Here is an 18430-nt window from a genome sequence, read left to right as displayed (position 1 = left end):
GGGGCTTGATCCCGCCCCCGGCACCCACCCCCGAAAGGCGGACACCGTGACGACGTCCCAGGACCTCCTCGCCCGCGCCGGCGCCTGGCTCGCCGAGGACCCCGACCCCGACACCCGCGACGAGCTCGCCGCGCTCATCGGCGCCGGGGACACCGACGAGCTCACCGCCCGCTTCGCGGGAACGCTCCAGTTCGGCACCGCCGGGCTGAGGGGCGAGCTCGGCGCCGGCCCCATGCGCATGAACCGCGCCGTGGTCATCCGCGCGGCCGCCGGCCTCGCCGCGTACCTGAAGGACCAGGGGCAGGCCGGCGGTCTCGTCGTCATCGGCTACGACGCCCGCTACAAGTCCGCCGACTTCGCCCGGGACACCGCCGCCGTGATGACCGGCGCCGGGCTGCGGGCGGCGGTGCTCCCCCGCCCGCTGCCCACCCCGGTGCTCGCGTACGCCATAAGGCACCTGGGTGCCGTCGCCGGCGTCGAGGTGACCGCCAGCCACAACCCGCCCCGCGACAACGGCTACAAGGTCTACCTCGGCGACGGCTCGCAGATCGTGCCGCCGGCCGACGGCGAGATCGCCGCCGCCATCGCCGCGGTCGGCCCGCTGGCGACCGTGCCCCGCCCCGCCGACGGCTGGGAGACCCTGGGCGACGAGGTCCTGGACGCCTATCTGGCGCGTGCCGACGCCGTGCTCGACGCCGGTTCGCCGCGGACCGCCCGCGTCGTCTACACGGCGATGCACGGGGTCGGCGCCTCCGTGCTCACCGCCGCCTTCGACCGCGCCGGCTTCCCCGCCCCGGTGCTCGTCGCGGAGCAGGCCGAGCCGGACCCCGCGTTCCCCACCGTGGCCTTCCCCAACCCTGAGGAGCCCGGTGCGATGGACCTCGCGTTCACCACCGCGCGCCGGGCGAACCCCGACATCGTCATCGCCAACGACCCGGACGCCGACCGCTGTGCCGTCGCCGTCCCGGACCCCGCGGCGGACGGCGGCTGGCGGATGCTGCGGGGCGACGAGGTCGGCGCGCTGCTCGCCGCCCACCTGGTGCGCCGGGGCGCCACCGGCGTGTTCGCGGAGTCGATCGTCTCGTCCTCGCTGCTGGGCCGGATCGCCGAGAAGGCGGGCCTGGGGTACGAGGAGACCCTGACGGGCTTCAAGTGGATCGCCCGGGTCGAGGGGCTGCGGTACGGCTACGAGGAGGCGCTCGGCTACTGCGTCGACCCGGAGGGCGTCCGCGACAAGGACGGCATCACGGCCGCGCTGCTCGTCGCCGAGCTCGCCTCCGTGCTCAAGGAGCGGGGCCGTACGCTCCTTGACCTGCTGGACGACCTCGCCCTGGAGCACGGGCTGCACGCGACCGACCAGCTGTCGGTCCGGGTGGAGGACCTGTCCGTCATCGCGGACGCCATGCGCCGCCTGCGCGAACAGCCGCCGGCGGCCCTCGCGGGGCTGCCCGTCGCCACCGCCGAGGACCTGTCGCGCGGCACGGACCGGCTGCCGCCGACCGACGGGCTGCGCTACCACCTCGACGGCGCCCGGGTGATCGTCCGCCCGAGCGGCACCGAGCCGAAGCTGAAGTGCTACCTGGAGGTCGTGGTCCCGGTCGGCTCCGCCGACGAGCTGCCCGCGGCCCGTGCGACGAGCGCGGAGCTGCTGGCCGGCATCAAGCGGGACCTGGCAGCCGCTGCCGGGATCTGACGGTCCGGTGCCCCGCACACCGGCTCACGCCCCCCCTCGCGTACGCGTCGCGTTCGCGTCAGGACGCGTCTACGTACGCATCAGGTACGTGAAGCCGGTGTCCGGGCCCACGCAGGACTGGAGCGTCAGGTCGCCCCAGAACAGCCCGTGCGCGGGAGCGCCGCGACCAGGCGTGAGGTGGCGGGCGTACACCCGGTAGGTCAGGGTCTCGCGCGGCGTCTCCACGGTGACCCGGGTGCCGACGGGCAGCGTCGCGAACCGGCTGAAGCCGCAGTAGTCGTGGCCGACGACCACGGCCGTCCGCATCCTGTACCCGTCCTCGCGGCCGAAGTCGGGCCCTGACCACTGCACCGCCTCCCGGCACGCGTCGATCTCCTCCTGGCCGCCGCGCACGATCCGGACCGACCAGTCCCCGATCCGCAGCACGGTCCCCGGTGCGCGGGCGGGCGTGGCGCCGGTCGCGGCGGGGCGTGACGGGGTCGGGGCCGAAGTGGCGGCCGGCGTGCGGCGGGAGAGGTCGGGGCCCGGTACGGCGGAGGCGCGAGGCGGCGCGGGAGGCGTCGCCCGTACGGGAACGGGCGTGGACGGCCGGGGCACGGGGGCCGTAGACGGGCTCGCGGACACGGACTCCTCCTGCGCCGGGGACAGCGGCGCGGGAACCGGCGCCCGTACGGCCGCCGGCGTCTCCCGGACCGCGGGCCCCGCCCCGCACCCCGCCAGCAGGGCCGTGCACAGCAGCGCGAGCGCACCCGGCCCGCGTCGGGTCATCCGAAGCGGCCGTTCACGTAGTCGGCGGTCCGGTCGTCCTGCGGGCGGTGGAACATGTCGTCGGTCGGGCCGTGTTCGACGATGACACCCGGGGTGCCCTGTGCGGCGAGGAAGAACGCGCAGTGGTCGGAGACGCGGGCCGCCTGCTGCATGTTGTGCGTGACGATGACGATGGTCACCTCCTCCTTGAGGTCGGCGATGGTCTCCTCGATGCGGCGGGTGGACGTCGGGTCGAGGGCCGAGCAGGGTTCGTCCATCAGCAGCACCCGGGGCCGTACCGCCAACGACCGTGCGATGCACAGGCGTTGCTGCTGGCCACCGGAGAGCGCGCCGCCGGGCTGGCGGAGCCGGTCCTTGACCTCGCGCCACAGCCCCGCCTTGGTCAGGCACTCCTCGACGAGGTCGTCCCGGCCTCCCTTCGCGGCCTTGATGCCGTTGAGTTTCAGGCCGGCGAGGACGTTGTCGTACAGGGACATGGCGGGGAACGGGTTGGGCTTCTGGAAGACCATGCCGATCTCGCGGCGGGCCCGGGTGATGCGGCGGCCCCGGTCGTAGATGTCGTCGCCGTCGAGCAGCACCCGGCCCGCCAGGGAGGCGGAGCCGATCAGTTCGTGCATGCGGTTGAGGATGCGCAGGAATGTCGACTTGCCGCAGCCGGACGGGCCGATGAGGGCGGTCACCTCGCGGGCGGGCATGGCGAGCGAGACCCGGTCCAGGACCTTGTGGTCACCGAACCAGGCGGAGACGGCCTCGGCTTCGAGCGTGGCGGGGGCGGCTGTGACGGTACGGGCCACTGCGGGCTGCTGGATCGTGTCGGCGGTCATGACGGTCGTCAACTCCTTTTTCTTCACAGCAGGTTGGGAAGGAGGCGGGTGGCGGCGCCGGAGACGGCGAGGCCGAGTGCGGCCAGTACGGGGCCTGCGGTGATCCAGGTCTGCCAGGTGCCCCAGACCCGGTGCAGCCAGACGGCGAGCAACGCGGCGATCAGGAGCGCCTGCGACCAGAGGAAGACCGCGAGCCAGGCGCCGCTCTCGCCGCCGAGGGCCGCCTCGGCGGGCCCGGTCCAGCCGAGGCGGAGGTGGCGGGGCGGGCTGGGCTGCACGGGAGTGGTGAGCTCGGCGTCGACGTACAGCACGCCGGCCGGGGTGTACGGGCTGCCGGACGCGGTCATCAGGGTGAGCCGGCCCCCGGTCCCGGCGGGCCCGAGGAGCTTGTCGCCCGAACGCCGGACGCCCAGCACGCGGTACACGGCCTTGCCCTGCCCGGTCGTCACCTCGATCCTCGCCCCGGCGGGAAGCTTGTCGAGGGCGTGGAAGGGGCTGCCGTACCCCCACTGCCGGCCCATGACGACGCTGGTGCCGGCCTGGCCGGGCAGCGGGGTGTCGCGTCGGTGGCCGGGCCCGGACATCAGGACACCGGAGGTGGTGCCCTCGCCGACGACCTCGCGCAGGCCGAGCGTGGGGATGCGCAGCAGGGCGACGGGCGCGCCCATCGCGAGGGGCTTGTCGTCGAAGGTGCGCTGGCCGACCGGGGCGGTGCCGAGGGCGAGTTGCCTGCGCAGTTCGTCGTAGCCGGTCTGCTGGTCACGGGCGTGCTGGAGGTGGCCGACGACCGTGAGGTTGGCGGCGAAGCCGAGGAGCACGGCGGCGAGAACGCACAACACCGCTCCGGTCAGGGCGAGACCGGGGCGGGCGGGTGGCGCGGAGGGGCCGGACGGGGTGTCGGGTCCCGGCGTGGGAGGTGTCGGCGGGGGTGGTGCGGGGGTCACCGGTGGGGGCGGCGGGGTCAGCACGGTGGTCACGGCGAAGGCGCTCCTCGCAGGGCGGGCACGGGGTCGGACGGGGCTCGGGGGGCGGGGCGGTGCCCCTCCCCCCGGGGTTTCAGAACTGGAGCAGGCCCTTGCGGCGGGCGTACATCACGAACGCCGTACCGAGCCCGCAGAGCGCGAGGGCGGCGGCGCCGAGCGCGAGGGCGCTGGTGCCGGTGGAGGCGAGCGGCCCGGTGGCGGCCTCGCCGCCGCCCGTGGAGCCGTCGCCGCCGCCCGTGCCGGCCGCACCAAAGTCGCCGCCGTCCGCCTCGTCCGTCGTACCGCCGTCGTCGGCGGTGGCGGAGTCGCTCGGGTCGGGGTCCGGGCCCGGGGCGTCCCCGATGCTGTAGGGGAACTCGACGCTGTGGCCATCGGCCTTGTCCTCGGTGAGGGAGAGCGTGTACGAGCCGTCCTCGCTGTCGGCCGGGACGGTGAACGCGTACGCGGTGACGGTCCCCCGCGCGTCGGCGGTGGCGTCGGGGAAGGTGGCCTCGCTGTCGGCGAGGGCGACCTTCACCTTGGCGTCCTTGGTGTAGCCGCGCGCGGTGAGGAGGACCTTCTGGCCCGCGGTGAGCGTCGGGTTGACGTCCAGGGCGGTGCCGTCCTCGTCGGTGGCGTCGAGGTCGGCGGACACGGTCGGCGTGGGGCTGCCGGTGTCGCTCGGGTCCGGGGAGGGCGAGGAGCCGGGCGCGGTGACGGTGTACGCGGCGGCCGTGGAGACCGATGCGGCGTACACGGCGGTGTCGGCCGGGGCGAAGGACGCGGTCAGGGTGTGCGCGCCCTGGGCGAGCGCGGTCGTCTTGAGCACGGCGGTGCCGGAGGCGGCGTCGACGGTGCCGAGCGCGGTGGCCCCGTCCAGGAAGGTGACCTTGCCGGCCGCGGCGGCGGGCGTGACGGCGGCGGTCAGGGTGACCTCGGCGCCGGCGGGCGCGGTGGTGGCCGGGGCGGCGGTGAGGGCGGTGGTGGTCGCGGCGGCGACGGGTGCCTCCAGGGCCCAGGAGTCACCGGTGACCTTGACCTTCGCGGCGAAGTACTTCCCGCCCACGTTGGCGGCGGTGCGGCACATGAGCCGGATGTCGTACGTGCCGTCCAGTGATCCGGTCGGCGTCCAGCCTCTCAGCACGGACTCCAGCGACTTGCCGGCGAGGATGCCGGCGGTGAATGGCCCCTGGTCAAAGGGTGCGCCGACCGTCGTCTTGCCCAGCGTGATCGTGCCGCCGTTGGGATTGGCCACGACGAGGGACACCTGCTGGGCGTTGGTGGACGGGCAGGGGCCGTCCGTCGTCACCTCGGGGAAGCCGGGATTGTCGGCGGTCTTACCGGAAGTGACGGGGAAGGTCAGCTTCCCCAGCGAGTCCTCGGCGTGGGCGGACGGTGCGAGCCCGAGGACGGCCGCCGCGGCGGCGAGCAGGAGCGAGCAGCACAGCAGCAGGGCCGCGGCTGTTCGCGGTGGTGCGAGGTGCCTCATGGTGATCGGTCCTCCCCATGGGATGCGGTGGTGGCGGATACGCCGCGGGGCCGGGCACCCGTGGGGTGCCCGGCCGTTGCGCGGTTACGGGGTGGTGGTCAGCTCTCACCCTTGAGGCTGGTGGCGCCGCAGTTGGTGAGGGTGCCGAAGCCGTAGGTGTTGATCACCGCGGTCTGCGCGCAGACCTTGGAGGTGGAGCCGACGAACGCGGCGGCGATCGTCGCGTCGCCGAGCTTGGCGGTCGGGACGACGTTGTAGACGTCACGGTTGAAGGGGAAGGCGGTGTTGAGCGTGCCATTGGTCAGCTGGGGGGCGACCCCGTTGACCGAACCGAGCACGGCATCGCCGCGACGGTCGACGACGCCGTCGATCTCGTTGCCCTGGGCGATGTACTGCGCCACGGAGTACGGGGCGATGTCACCGGCACTGTCCAGCGCCTCGCCGTTGTGCTCCTGGACGGTGTCGTCGACACACGGGCCGAACGTGTCCTCGGTGAGGCCGAGCTGGGCCAGGAAGAAGGACCGGGTGCCGGAGCCGGACTGGGGCAGCAGCGGGGTGAGCGCCACGCCGTTGAGGGTGGTCGTGTCGCAGGTGTAGATCGAGACCAGCTGCGCCGTCGTGAGCGCCTGGGGCAGGGCGCTGTCGGAGCGGACCGCGAAGGTGACCGCGTCCTTGCCGAACGGGATCCAGGTGAGGTCGTTCGACGAGGTGTTCGCGACGCCGCGCGAGGAGCGGGCGAAGTCCAGACATCCGGTGTTGTTGTCGACGGCGTTGCGCAGCGCGTTGATGCCGGCCGAGGAGCCGTTGGGCCGGGCGATCGCGCAACCGGTGGCGCGGGTCTTGATCGTCGCCGATCCGAGCACGTTGTACGAGGCGATCAGATCACCGCTGTCGATCGCGGTGCCCAGGCCGTTCACGACGTCCTGCGTGGTGTCGGAGCCGACGCCGGCGAGGACCCGGTAGTCACCGGTGGCCGGGTCCGCCGAGGCGGGGACGGCCATGGCGCCGAGGGCGAGGGCTGCGGCGCCGACAACGGCACCGATGCGTGCGCGGGACTTGACGTTCACTTCTGTTCTCCTCCGTGCTTACGGATATGAGGAATGGAAGGAATGGACGCTCAAGCAGGATTCGACTGTCTGCAGAATTCCGAATCCTTTTGCCGCCGACCCGTCGACCGGCCACCGATTACTTTTCCGTATCCGGGTATCGGCGGCCACCAACGGCGACGGTTGATCAGGTTACGGATTCCTGTACGAGGTGACTCCAGGAGAACTTGGACCGACCGGAAATTGGGGGGTGGGTGAAGGAGCGGGGCTGGGTGCGTGCAGCTGCAAGGCGGAGGATTGAGGCATGGCGGAGCCATGGTGATTGACGACAACGCCGCAGATGGGCGCGCCCAGCCCCGCGACGCCGCCCTCCAATTGCCGGTCGGTCTCAGCCGGCCCGGACGGATTTCCGTACCGAAAGGCGCAGCAGGACCGGTCCGGAAAGCGCGGCCGCGCCGCCCGTGACCAGCACGCCGAGCAGGACCCAGCGGATGATTCCGAGGACGGTGGAGGGGGTGAGTCCGCCGGACTGGGCGACGTTCTGCTGCTTGGGGTCGCCGGGGCCGGCCGCCTTGACCGGTGTGTCGGCCGCCCCGGGGCCCGCCTCTCCCCCGCTCGCGCCCCCGGCGCCGCCGCTGCCGCCCGAGCCGCCGCCCGTTCCGCCGGATCCGCCGCCCGGGGCACCCGCGGAGCTTCCGGTGCTTCCGGTGCTTCCGGTGCTTCCGGCCCCCGGCGATCCGCCGGCGTCCGGCCCCCCGTCCGCGGCCTTCGCGTTCTGCAGCCGGTCCGCGGCGGCGAGTGCCTGGGCGCGGAGGGCGGCGGGCAGCGGGGCGTAGCCCGGTGGGAGCTGGCCGGGCGACAGGCCCGGGGTCTGGCCGGCGCCGGCCGCGTAGCGGATGAGCCCGGCGTAGTCCTTGCGGTCGGCCGCCGGGAGGGTCGGGTAGGCGGCCGCGTAGGCGACCGTGGCGAGCGGGTAGGCCGCCCCCTTCGCGGCACCGGGTGCCGGGGCGAGGACGCCCGGCACGGCGGAGTCCTTCATCGCCGCGACGCCCGCGAGCACGGCTGGGGTCGTGGGCGTCACGAAGTGGCCGTCGGCGTTGCGCAGGGCCGCCGTCTGCAGTCCGTAGCGCGCGGCGGAGGCGAGGTCGACGATCGCGAGGACCATCCGCTGACCGGCCAGGGGCGGGGTGTTCACGATCTTGGCCGGGGTGCCGTTGCCGCCCAGGGCGGCGGTCGTCGTGGCCCCGTTGTTGCCACGCCGGGTGCGCAGGGCGCCCTCGTGCATGTCCTGGACGTACGGCGCGACCTCCGTGGTCCCGTACTCCAGTTCCTCCGTCCCGATCGTCAGTGACGTGCGGGTCGGGTCCGCCTTGGGGAAGTCGGACACGGTGCTGTCCGTGGCGAGACCCAGCTCCCCGAAGTACGGATTGATCTTCGCGCCCCATGGATCGGGAGTGCCGGCCAGGAATCCTCTGGCCTCACTGTCCGATCTGAGCCATTCCCAGACCATTGCGGAGGTGTCGGAACTCTCCAGCTGCACCATGAGGCTCATGGGCGCGGCCGACGTTTCCTTCCAGTTCGCGAACAAGGGGTTCAGCTGCTGGAATTCCGGGTCGTGGAAAAGACTGAGCGGATTGTTCGCTATGTGTTCGGGAATCGTCTTCCGGGCTCGGGTCACATCCTTCTGGTAGGAGGACGTGAGCATTTTCGCGAGGAGGCGGGGGGTGAGTTTCATGGTGGCGAGCTGCCCGCTGTCCGGCATCTCGACGAAGAAGCCGACGGTGAGCCCTCCGGCTGCCAGCGGAGCGTGCACGGGAGTCCCCGCCGTTCCCCCGCTCTCGGCCGGTGCGACGGTGAACGCCAGTCCGGGCGCTCCGGTGCGCGGCTGGGCGATCGTTTCCCGGGCGTAGGCCTCACCGCCCTGGGTGAAGGCGAACTTCGCGCCGCCGGCCGCCGAGCAGACCACGGGCTGCCAGGAGCTCATGGCGTCGGTGATCAGCTCCGATCCGATCACCCGTCGCTCGGCCCTGTCGGCCGGGCAGGTGTTGCCGACCGGGAGGAAGTCCAGCGGGACCACCATGCGGGTCGCCCAGTTGGAGGCGCTCAGCGGGGAGGACCGCAGCTCCGTCGTCGTACTGGGCACGCCGTCGACGTCCGTGCTGCCGCGCGGCACGATCACCAGCCAGCAGGACCGTCCGGTGACCTTGCCGTTCTTCGTCACCGGCTCCCCGCAGCCGAGCTGCGACGCCTCCTGCCGGGTCTGGAGCGCGAAGGTGAACTCTCCGGTGCCGTCCTCGTGGGTGACGGCGTACGGCTCCTCGTTGGTGTCCAGGGAGCTGAAGTAGGTCCAGTCCTTCGATCCGGTGGTCGGCTTGCTGCCGTCCGCGGGGCGGAACGGCACGTAGGACTCGAAGTCGCCGTTGTCGACGTACTGCGTCTCGGCAGGATCGGCGACCGAGAGTTGGCGCAGGTTCGTGAAGCCGGAGGAGGCGCTCGGACTCTGCGCCGCACCGAACTGGCACTGCTCGCGGGTGGGGCCGGCCGACGCGTCCCCCCAGCACTGCATGAGCTGGAGGTAGTCGCCCCTGAAGCCGGTCTGCGTCGGCCTCCCTCCGGTCCAGCTGACCCGTACCCCCTGGGCCCGCAGGTCCTTCGTCTGGTCCACCGTCACTTTCAGTCCGGAGAAGTCGTTGAACTCGCCCTTCTTGCCGGTCACCGTCACCGCCGAGCCCGTCGCGGCACGCGCGGGCTGGGCGAGAGGGGGCAGCGGAAGGAGCGCCACCACCAGGGCGGCGAGCAGGGCGACGATGCCGGCCGTGACGCGTCTGCGGTTCATCGGAGGCCTTCCTTGCGTCGGTTGCGGGCGGAGAGGGCCCGTGCGGCGAGCGGTGGGCCGACGACCACGCCGAGGAGCAGCACCGCCGAGAGCGCCATCAGGGCCCCGCGCAGGCCGGGCGAGTCGTCGGACGCGAGGGTGAGCGGGTTGCCGACGACGGAGGCGTCACCCGTCTCGTCGGTGCCGATCACCTCGCCGGTGTCGGGGTCGACGGCGCCGCCGGCCGAGCCGCCCGCCGCCCCGCCGGAGGCGGCGGCCGCGTCGGGTGCGGCGGAACCGCCCGCCGCTCCCCCGGCGGCGGAGCCGCCCGTACCACCGCCGGAGCCGCCGCCGGTGGAGCCGCCGCCGGAGCTGCCGCCGCCGGTGGAGCCGCCGCCCGAAGCGCCGCCGTTCGCACCGGAGTTGACCCGCGTCTGCTGCTTGGCACCCGCTGTGCCGTCGGCGCACTGCGTGGCGCCGCGCTTGTCACAGGCCTGGGGATAGGGGGCGTTCTTGGCCAGGGTGTTGGAGCCGTCGGAGGAGAACGTGGGGTTGCGGCACTTGGTGATGTCGACGCTCGACGCGGGTGCGCCGGGGATCCGGCGCACCTGGCTGAACCCCGCCTGGACGAGGTTCTTGGGCAGCGGCGAGTAGCCGAGCTCCTCGGCCTGCTGCTGGCCCTCGCAGAGGAAGTAGTTGGCGAACGTGCCGAGCGTCTTGCCCTTCGCGGTGGTGAAGGGGGACTCCGCCTCGGTGGGCACGATCATGTAGCTGTAGCTGGACAGCGGGTACGTGCGCCGGTCGGCGGACCGGTAGACGCCGTCGAGGATCTGGGTGAGGTAGTTGTCCGAATTCCTGTCCTCGTTGATCCGGGCCTTCATCAGCGCCACGGCGACGCTGGAGGCGGTCGGCTCGACGTAGTAGCCCGAGGAGTTGAGCATCTTGGCCACCGGGAACCCGGTCTTGATCGCGTAGGAGTACTCGACGTAGGTGATGGCCCCCTCGGCGTGGCCCTGCTTCGTGTATCCCGAGACGCCCAGCGAGCCGGACTTGGCGATGGTCGAGGAACCGGGCACGACCGGGTAGTACGACGTCATCCCGCAGGGGACGGAGCGCCCGGCGCGCTTGCAGTAGGCGTCCCACAGGCCGGTGTGCTCCTTGGCCAGCCAGGTGGTCAGCTGGGCGGTCGTGCCGGATCCGTCGGACCGCACGACGGGGATGATGCGGCGGGCGGGGAGGGTGAGGCCCGGGTTGTCCGCCCGGATCTCCGGGGCGTTCCACATCGTCAGGGTCCCGGTGAAGATCTTGGTGATGACCTCGCCGGAGAGCCGCAGATTGGTGACCTTCTTGCCACCGATCTTCAGGTTGTACATGAACGCCGTGCCACCGGCGACGATCGGCATGTACGCGTATCCCCGCTTCGGCGGGGCGTCGCGCATGCCGGCCTCGGTGAGCCCGTAGGGGATCTCGGAGACGGCGAAGTCCGCGGTGCCGTTCTTGAACTGTTCCCGGCCGACCGAGGAGCCGACCGCCGCGTAGTTGACGGTCATGCCGCTGTTGGCGGACACGTTGCGGCGCCACTGGTCGAGGGCGTTGGAGCTCCAGGTGGAGCCGGCGCCGCTGATCTTCGTGTACGTGGCCGCCTGTGCGGCCGTCGGGTGCAGGGCGAGCAGCGCGCACACCAGTGCCGCCACCGCCAGGGTCAGTCGGGAGACGGTTGCCGGTCTCACTGGTCACTCACTCCTCGTATGCAGGGGTGTTTCCGTGGGCGAAGGCTGCGGGGAGCGGGCCGCGAACCGCTCCGCGTCCCGCCGCGACGCCTGCACCCGGCGGTGCTCCTGGCGTCGGGTCAGCTGTCCGGGCCCGCGGCCGCCGATGACGCGCGCGATGACGAACAGCACGAGCACGAGGCCCATCAGGACGGCCGCCGTGCCGAAACCGCGGGCGATCATCGTGGGTTCGGGGGACTTGACGAACTCGAAGGTGGCGAGCGGCAGGGAGACCTGCGGCCCGGAGAACGGGTCTCCGTTGATCTCCGCGGTGAATCCGGCGGTGAGCAGCACGGGTGAGGTCTCGCCGACGCCGCGGGCGGTGCCGAGGATGACGGAGGTCGTCAGCCCGGACCTGACGGTGGGCAGCACGACGTGCCAGACGGTGCGCCAGCGTGACGTGCCCAGCGCGTACGAGGCCTCCCGCAGGGTCCCCGGGACCAGCCGGATCACCACGTCCGCGGCCCTGATGATGATCGGCAGCATCATCACGGCGAGCGCGAGGGCGGCCGCGAGCCCGGAGCGGTCGAAGCCGAGCGCGAGGATCACCGTCGCGTAGATGAACAGGCCCGCGACGACGGACGGCAGCGCGGTCATCGCCTCGACGACCGTGCGCACGAAGCGGGCGAAGCGGCCCGGGACCTCGTTGAGGAAGACCGCGCAGACCATGCCGCTCGGCACGGTCAGGGCCAGCGCGATGGTGATCTGCTCCAGCGTGCCGAGGATGGCGTGCAGGATGCCGCCGGCCGAGAGCGGGTCGAGCGGGCCGGCCTTCGACATGTCCTCGGTGAAGAAGTTCAGATGCGGCAGCGCCTTGCGGCCCTCCCACAGCGTGAACACGATGACGAAGCCGAGCGCGACGACCATGACGAGGCCGAGGCTCTGCACGACGACGGCCGCCAGCCGGTCGCGCACGGCGGGACCGTCCTCGTCGAACGAGACGAGGAACCCGTACAGGGCGAGGAACAGGGCGTACGCGACGACCAGGAAGCCGACGGTTCCGCTGAACGGCAGCAGCCGGGTGAAGAGCAGGCCCGTGAGGGACAGGGAGGCGGCCGCGGCGCCCAGCAGCGCGTACACGTCGGTGGCGCGCAGCAGGTGCAGGGAGCGGCGCCGCTCCCCCACGGGGCTCGGCCGCTCCGCGGTCGCGGCGGGCTTCTCGGGTGCGAGGGTCATGTGGTCGGAGCCCCTATTCACTCGCCGCGCCGGAACGGCTGCGGGCGACGATCGACGACGCGGCGAAGTTGACGACGAGGGTCATCAGGAAGAGCGCGAGTCCCGCGGCCATCAGGGCCGACATGCCGAACTCGCTGGCCTCGCCGTAGCGCAGGGCGATCAGCGCGGCGACGGAGCTGGTCCCGCTCTGCAGCACGTGCCACTGGATCTCGAAGACCGGCGAGATGATCAGGTAGACGCCGATCGTCTCGCCGAGCGCCCGGCCGAGCCCGAGCATGGTGCCGCCGATCATGCCGCCCTTGCCGAACGGCAGGACGACGCTGCGGATCATGCCCCAGCGGGTCGCGCCCAGCGCGAACGCGCCCTCGCGCTCGCCGACGGGGGCCTGCGAGAACACCTCGCGCATGACCGAGCAGGCGATCGGCGCGACCATCAGCGCCACGACGACACCGGCGACGAAGGTCGACGAGGTGTAGACGGTCTCCGGCGCGAGCGGGTCGGACGGGTCTGCGCCCTTCACGTGGAAGAACGGGATCCAGTCCAGGTAGGTGGCGATCCAGCGGGCCGTGGGCAGGATCTTCCCCTCGAAGAAGAAGAGCCCCCACAGTCCGTAGACAACGGACGGCACGGCGGCCATCAGGTCGACGACGCTGATCAGCGTGCGGCGCAGCCGGGGCGGTGCGTACTCGGAGATGTACAGCGCCCCGCCGACCGCCAGCGGTACGGCGACGGCGATCGCGACCAGCGCGATCAGTACCGTCCCGACCAGTACCGCGGCGATCCCGAAGCGGCCGGCGTCCGGCTCCCAGGTCTCGGTCGTCAGGAACGACCAGCCCGCCCGGGACAGTGCCTGCCAGGCCCGGTACAGCAGGAACCCGCCGACCAGCAGCATCACCGCGAGCACCAGGCCGCCACCGCTGCGGGCCACTCCGCGGAAGACCCGGTCGGGCAGCCCCGGATCCGCGTACAGCCGCCGGGGCACCTCGGCCTCGGTCCCACTCGTATCTCTTGTCACGCGGTCGACGCTCGCCCGGCGTCATTGACATGTGCGCACTGAAATGTGAATGAGGCGTGCCCTACGGGCAACTTCCGGTGACGCCCCCCAACTCGCCGAGCAGCGCGCGGAATCGGTCGTACGCGGCCCGGCAGGTCGAGTGCCGCTCATAGGCGCGCGCCGAGACGACGGCGGTCCGCCCGCCGGGGTCGCGCAGCACCCATATCCAGCCGTTGCCCCCGGCAGTGTGCTGCACCCCGCCCGTCAGCTCGCCGGCGCGGGCGCACATGTCACCGAAGTCGGCCAGGCAGGCGCCGTACTCGGCGTGCGAGCCGGCGGACACGGCGACGACGCGGCCGTTCTGCGCGACCATCCGCCACGCGTATCCTCCGTCCGCCGCGACATCGATCCGGCACCGCGCCCCGATCGCCTCGGTTCTCCCGTCGTCCGTCATCCGGTCCCACCCCCCGCCGCCCGGTCGGACGCCGGGGCGGCAGGCGCAATGTATGGAGACGGGGGTGGCCGCCGGGCCCGGAAACAGGCGAACCGGTCGGCTTTCACAAGGAAGTTGCCCGTAGGCCGCCCGGCATACATACGGACACCCCCGGCCAGTACTCCGCCCGCCCGGCGGACACGCGGACGCCCCCGGCCGGCACGCCACCCGCCCGGGCCCCCGGCGGACACGCGGACGTCCCCGGCCGGAACTCCACCCGGCCGGGGACGCGTCAGCGGTTCGCGCGGCGGCTGTCAGCCGACGAGGAGCAGCACCACGAGCAGCACGGCACCCACGGCGGCCGGCGCGATCACCTCGTACGCCCAGCGCACGGACGCGACGGGCGCGTCGGCCAGGGGCTTCCCGCCCGCGCGCTCGGACAGCTCGCGCAGGTCCGCCACGGCCTGGTCGGCGACCGCCGTGCGGGCCTTGGTGTCGCGTACGTCGGCGCTCGTGGACGTACGGCGGTAGGGGTCGTCCATCGCCTGCCTGGACTGCTGGCGGGCGGCCTTCTTGCGCTGCCGCAGCGACACGGGCACGGACCAGAGCTGGTACTTCGTGCCGTCGTGGGTGAACAGCTCGCTCGAATACCCGGCCCGCACATCGGCGACGTCGCTCCACGGCAGCGTGATCGTGCGGAACGGGTTGCGGATGCGGATGCGCCGGTCGTTGACGGCCACCACCGGGCGGAGCGTGAAGGCGACGATCAGCGGCACGACGGTCAGCAGCCCGGCGAGCGCCATCCACGGGGTCCGGCCGTCGCCCCGGACGAGGGCCTCGCCGCCGATCAGGCAGACGAGCAGGAGCAGCAGGGCACCCCCGGCCAGCCCGGCGGGCGACCGGAAGGTCCGGTCGGCGTAGGTGGGTTCGTCGGCAGGCGCGGGGCTCGTCATGAGCCCGATTGTGCCTGACGCGCCCGGGGGGCGGGGTGGCGGCCGACCCCGCAGCGGCGGCGGGCCCGAGGGTCCCCCGACGACCCGACCCCCTGTACAGGCCGCTACGCGCGTAGATATGCTCATGTGGTGACCATGCCCACCACCCTCTCCGCATTCGCCGACGCGACCGCGTCCGACCGTGCGCTGCGCCGCTTCCTGCACGGGCTGCCCGGCGTCGACGCGGTCGGCCTCGAAGCGCGCGCCGCCGCCCTCGGAACCAGGTCGGTCAAGACGACGGCCAAGGCGTACGCCATCGACCTCGCGATCTCGATGATCGACCTGACGACGCTGGAAGGCGCGGACACCCCCGGCAAGGTCCGGGCGCTCGCCGCCAAGGCCGTCAACCCCGACCCCACCGACCGCACGACCCCGCGCACCGCCGCGGTCTGCGTCTACCCCGACATGGCGGCCACCGCGGCCGCCGCCCTGGCCGGCTCCGGCGTGAAGGTGGCCTCCGTCGCGACGGCCTTCCCGGCCGGGCGCGCCGCGCTGGACGTGAAGATCGCGGACGTCCGGGACGCCGTGGCGGCCGGTGCCGACGAGATCGACATGGTGATCGACCGGGGCGCGTTCCTGGCCGGCCGGTATCTGAAGGTGTACGAGGAGATCCTCGCCGTGAAGGCGGAGTGCGGGTCCGCCCGGCTCAAGGTGATCTTCGAGACCGGCGAGCTGTCCACGTACGACAACATCCGGCGGGCCTCCTGGCTCGGAATGCTGGCGGGCGCGGACTTCATCAAGACCTCGACCGGCAAGGTGGCGGTGAACGCCACGCCCGCCAACACCCTGCTGATGCTGGAGGCGGTGCGCGACTTCCGCGCGCAGACCGGTGTCCAGGTCGGCGTGAAGCCGGCCGGCGGCATCCGCACCTCCAAGGACGCGATCAAGTTCCTCGTCCTGGTCAACGAGACGGCGGGCGAGGACTGGCTGGACAACCACTGGTTCCGCTTCGGTGCCTCCAGCCTGCTGAACGACCTGCTGATGCAGCGCCAGAAGCTCAGCACCGGCCGTTACTCCGGCCCCGATTACGTGACGGTGGACTGATACCCATGGCATCCGCATTCGAGTACGCACCGGCGCCGGAGTCCCGTTCCGTCGTCGACATCGCCCCTTCGTACGGCCTGTTCATCGACGGTGAGTTCACCGACGCGGCCGACGGCAGGGTCTTCAAGACGGTCTCGCCGAGCAGCGAGGAGGTGCTGTCCGAGGTCGCGCGGGCCGGTGCCGACGACGTGGACCGGGCCGTGAAGGCGGCCCGCCGCGCGTTCGAGAAGTGGTCGGCGCTGCCCGGCTCCGAGCGCGCCAAGTACCTGTTCCGGATCGCCCGGATCATCCAGGAGCGCAGCCGCGAGCTGGCCGTCCTGGAGACCCTGGACAACGGCAAGCCGATCAGGGAGACCCGCGACGCGGACCTCCCGCTGGTCGCCGCGCACTTCTTCTACTACGCGGGCTGGGCCGACAAGCTGGACCACGCGGGCTACGGACCGAATCCGCGCCCGCTGGGCGTGGCCGGCCAGGTCATCCCGTGGAACTTCCCGCTCCTGATGCTCGCGTGGAAGATCGCCCCGGCGCTCGCCACGGGCAACACGGTGGTCCTGAAGCCCGCCGAGACGACGCCCCTGTCCGCGCTGTTCTTCGCGGACATCTGCCGCCGGGCGGGCCTGCCCAAGGGTGTCGTCAACATCCTGACGGGGTACGGCGACGCGGGTGAGGCCCTCGTCTCGCACCCCGGCGTCGACAAGGTCGCCTTCACCGGCTCGACCGCCGTCGGCAAGGCCATCGCCCGCCAGGTCGCGGGGACGGACAAGAAGGTCACGCTCGAACTGGGCGGCAAGGGCGCCAACATCGTCTTCGACGACGCCCCGATCGACCAGGCCGTCGAGGGCATCGTCACCGGCATCTTCTTCAACCAGGGCCAGGTGTGCTGCGCGGGCTCCCGCCTCCTGGTCCAGGAGTCCGTCCAGGACGAGGTGCTGGACGCCCTGAAGCGCCGGCTGTCCACCCTGCGCCTCGGCGACCCGCTGGACAAGAACACCGACATCGGGGCGATCAACTCCGCGGAGCAGCTGGCCCGGATCACCGCACTCGTGGAGACCGGCGAGGCGGAGGGCGCGGACCGGTGGTCGGCCCCCTGCGAACTGCCCTCGTCGGGATACTGGTTCGCCCCGACACTGTTCACGAACGTCACCCAGGCGCACACGATCGCTCGCGACGAGATCTTCGGCCCGGTGCTCTCGGTGCTGTCGTTCCGCACCCCGGACGAGGCCGTCGCCAAGGCCAACAACAGCCAGTACGGCCTGTCGGCCGGCATCTGGACGGAGAAGGGCTCGCGCATCCTCGCGGTGGCGAACAAGCTCCGGGCGGGCGTCGTCTGGGCCAACACGTTCAACAAGTTCGACCCGACCTCGCCGTTCGGCGGTTACAAGGAGTCGGGCTTCGGCCGCGAAGGCGGCCGTCACGGCCTGGAGGCGTACCTCGATGTCCGATAACCGTCTGAGCGTCTTCAAGACCTACAAGCTGTACGTCGGGGGCAAGTTCCCCCGCTCCGAGAGCGGCCGGGTGTACGAGGTGACGGACTCGAAGGGCAAGTGGCTGGCGAACGCGCCCCAGTCCTCCCGCAAGGACGCGCGCGACGCGGTCGTGGCCGCCCGCAAGGCGTTCGGCGGCTGGTCGGGCGCGACCGCGTACAACCGGGGGCAGGTCCTCTACCGCGTCGCGGAGATGCTGGAGGGCCGCCGCGAGCAGTTCGTGCGCGAGGTCGCGGAGGCCGAGGGGCTGTCGAAGTCGAAGGCGGCGGCCGTCGTGGACGCGGCGGTGGACCGCTGGGTCTGGTACGCGGGCTGGACGGACAAGATCGCCCAGGTCGTGGGCGGCGCGAACCCGGTCGCGGGCCCGTTCTTCAACCTCTCGACGCCCGAGCCGACCGGGGTGGTCACGGTCCTCGCTCCGCAGGAGTCGTCGTTCCTGGGCCTGGTCTCGGTGGTGGCCCCGGTGATCGCCGCCGGCAACACCGTGGTCGTGGTGGCCTCCGCGAAGTCCCCGCTGCCCGCGCTGTCGCTGGGTGAGGTGCTGGCCACCTCGGACCTGCCGGGCGGTGTGGTCAACATCCTGTCGGGGAGGACCGCGGAGATCGCCGCGCCGCTCGCCGCCCACCAGGACGTGAACGGCATCGACCTCACGGGCGCGGACGCGGCTCTGGCGAAGGAGCTGGAGATCGCGGCGGCGGACAACCTGAAGCGCGTATCCCGCCCACCCGTCTCCCGCCACCACCCCGAGAAGGAAGCGCAAGGCGCTGCTCATCCACAGCCTGTGGACGGCGGGGACTGGACCGCCGACCCGGGTACGCACCGCCTGACGGCGTTCCTGGAGACCAAGACGGTCTGGCACCCGACGGGCGCGCTGGGCGCGTCGGGCTCCTCGTACTGACCGCACACGGCGACGGCCCGTCTCCCGGAGGTGCCTCCGGGAG

The 18430-nt window shown here is 72.4% G+C and carries 15 protein-coding genes; 4 read left to right on the top strand and 11 right to left on the bottom strand.

The genetic code is table 11. The features are described from left to right. Positions 1-46 precede the first annotated feature (46 nt). Positions 47-1693: a phospho-sugar mutase gene (locus ABZ564_RS01170; RefSeq protein WP_360847458.1), complete on the top strand. Its 1647-nt coding sequence runs from the start codon at positions 47-49 to the stop codon at positions 1691-1693. A 69-nt stretch (positions 1694-1762) separates the two neighbouring features. On the opposite strand, the gene ABZ564_RS01165 is transcribed toward ABZ564_RS01170, so the two are convergent. From ABZ564_RS01165 to ABZ564_RS01115, 11 genes are all read right to left on the bottom strand, one after another. After that, on the bottom strand, positions 1763-2461 hold the full coding sequence (locus tag ABZ564_RS01165) for a hypothetical protein (protein ID WP_360847455.1): 699 nt from the start codon (positions 2459-2461) through the stop codon (positions 1763-1765). Next, the gene (locus tag ABZ564_RS01160) at positions 2458-3285 is read right to left on the bottom strand and encodes a phosphate ABC transporter ATP-binding protein (RefSeq protein ID WP_360847453.1); all 828 of its coding nucleotides are present in this window, start codon (positions 3283-3285) and stop codon (positions 2458-2460) included. Before ABZ564_RS01160 ends, ABZ564_RS01165 begins: the two co-directional genes overlap by 4 nt. A gap of 23 nt (positions 3286-3308) precedes the next feature. After that, complete coding sequence (locus ABZ564_RS01155) at positions 3309-4262, bottom strand: class E sortase (protein ID WP_360847450.1); 954 nt, start codon at positions 4260-4262, stop codon at positions 3309-3311. Between the two features lie 79 nt (positions 4263-4341). After that, on the bottom strand, positions 4342-5736 hold the full coding sequence (locus ABZ564_RS01150) for an Ig-like domain-containing protein (protein WP_360847447.1): 1395 nt from the start codon (positions 5734-5736) through the stop codon (positions 4342-4344). 98 nt (positions 5737-5834) lie between these two features. Further along, on the bottom strand, positions 5835-6803 hold the full coding sequence (locus ABZ564_RS01145) for a substrate-binding domain-containing protein (protein WP_360847444.1): 969 nt from the start codon (positions 6801-6803) through the stop codon (positions 5835-5837). A gap of 367 nt (positions 6804-7170) precedes the next feature. After that, on the bottom strand, positions 7171-9618 hold the full coding sequence (locus ABZ564_RS01140) for a hypothetical protein (protein WP_360847441.1): 2448 nt from the start codon (positions 9616-9618) through the stop codon (positions 7171-7173). Then, positions 9615-11327 (bottom strand): phosphate ABC transporter substrate-binding protein PstS, encoded by a 1713-nt coding sequence (gene pstS / locus ABZ564_RS01135; protein WP_360847438.1) that lies wholly within the window; start codon positions 11325-11327, stop codon positions 9615-9617. The genes ABZ564_RS01140 and pstS overlap by 4 nt, the downstream gene beginning before the upstream one ends. Before the next feature lie 3 nt (positions 11328-11330). Continuing rightward, a complete protein-coding gene (gene pstA / locus ABZ564_RS01130; RefSeq protein WP_360847435.1) occupies positions 11331-12542 on the bottom strand; it encodes a phosphate ABC transporter permease PstA in 1212 nt (403 codons plus the stop codon). A 13-nt stretch (positions 12543-12555) separates the two neighbouring features. Further along, complete coding sequence (gene pstC / locus ABZ564_RS01125) at positions 12556-13557, bottom strand: phosphate ABC transporter permease subunit PstC (RefSeq protein WP_326658411.1); 1002 nt, start codon at positions 13555-13557, stop codon at positions 12556-12558. A gap of 61 nt (positions 13558-13618) precedes the next feature. Further along, positions 13619-13909, bottom strand: coding sequence for a hypothetical protein (locus ABZ564_RS01120; protein WP_360847432.1), 291 nt, complete (start codon positions 13907-13909; stop codon positions 13619-13621). A gap of 374 nt (positions 13910-14283) precedes the next feature. After that, positions 14284-14922: a PH domain-containing protein gene (locus ABZ564_RS01115; RefSeq protein ID WP_360847429.1), complete on the bottom strand. Its 639-nt coding sequence runs from the start codon at positions 14920-14922 to the stop codon at positions 14284-14286. 135 nt (positions 14923-15057) lie between these two features. Between ABZ564_RS01115 and deoC the strand changes: the two genes are divergently transcribed. The 3 genes from deoC to ABZ564_RS01100 are packed head-to-tail and all read left to right on the top strand — an operon-like array spanning position 15058 to position 18387. After that, on the top strand, positions 15058-16005 hold the full coding sequence (deoC, locus tag ABZ564_RS01110; RefSeq protein WP_360847670.1) for a deoxyribose-phosphate aldolase: 948 nt from the start codon (positions 15058-15060) through the stop codon (positions 16003-16005). Between the two features lie 5 nt (positions 16006-16010). Further along, positions 16011-17450 carry an aldehyde dehydrogenase family protein gene (locus ABZ564_RS01105; protein WP_360847426.1) on the top strand — a complete coding sequence of 480 codons (1440 nt, stop codon included), beginning with the start codon at positions 16011-16013 and terminating at the stop codon, positions 17448-17450. After that, positions 17440-18387, top strand: coding sequence for an aldehyde dehydrogenase family protein (locus ABZ564_RS01100; RefSeq protein ID WP_360847424.1), 948 nt, complete (start codon positions 17440-17442; stop codon positions 18385-18387). Before ABZ564_RS01105 ends, ABZ564_RS01100 begins: the two co-directional genes overlap by 11 nt. Positions 18388-18430 lie beyond the last annotated feature (43 nt).

The sequence above is a fragment of the Streptomyces sp. NPDC019224 genome (genome assembly GCF_040632605.1).
In the GTDB taxonomy this organism is placed as follows: Bacteria; Actinomycetota; Actinomycetes; order Streptomycetales; family Streptomycetaceae; genus Streptomyces.
The sequence above is the reverse complement of the archived record's forward strand: the minus strand, read 5'-3'. Positions and strand labels throughout refer to the sequence as shown.

Excerpts from the sequence above, each read along its gene's own strand:
- ABZ564_RS01165 (WP_360847455.1), bottom strand. The coding sequence starts at position 2,461 with ATGACCCGACGCGGGCCGGGTGCGCTCGCGCTGCTGTGCACGGCCCTG.
- ABZ564_RS01160 (WP_360847453.1), bottom strand. The coding sequence starts at position 3,285 with ATGACCGCCGACACGATCCAGCAGCCCGCAGTGGCCCGTACCGTCACA.
- ABZ564_RS01150 (WP_360847447.1), bottom strand. The coding sequence starts at position 5,736 with ATGAGGCACCTCGCACCACCGCGAACAGCCGCGGCCCTGCTGCTGTGC.
- ABZ564_RS01140 (WP_360847441.1), bottom strand. The coding sequence starts at position 9,618 with ATGAACCGCAGACGCGTCACGGCCGGCATCGTCGCCCTGCTCGCCGCC.
- pstA (WP_360847435.1), bottom strand. The coding sequence starts at position 12,542 with ATGACCCTCGCACCCGAGAAGCCCGCCGCGACCGCGGAGCGGCCGAGC.
- ABZ564_RS01120 (WP_360847432.1), bottom strand. The coding sequence starts at position 13,909 with ATGGTCGCGCAGAACGGCCGCGTCGTCGCCGTGTCCGCCGGCTCGCAC.
- ABZ564_RS01115 (WP_360847429.1), bottom strand. The coding sequence starts at position 14,922 with ATGACGAGCCCCGCGCCTGCCGACGAACCCACCTACGCCGACCGGACC.
- deoC (WP_360847670.1), top strand. The coding sequence starts at position 15,058 with ATGCCCACCACCCTCTCCGCATTCGCCGACGCGACCGCGTCCGACCGT.
- ABZ564_RS01105 (WP_360847426.1), top strand. The coding sequence starts at position 16,011 with ATGGCATCCGCATTCGAGTACGCACCGGCGCCGGAGTCCCGTTCCGTC.
- ABZ564_RS01100 (WP_360847424.1), top strand. The coding sequence starts at position 17,440 with ATGTCCGATAACCGTCTGAGCGTCTTCAAGACCTACAAGCTGTACGTC.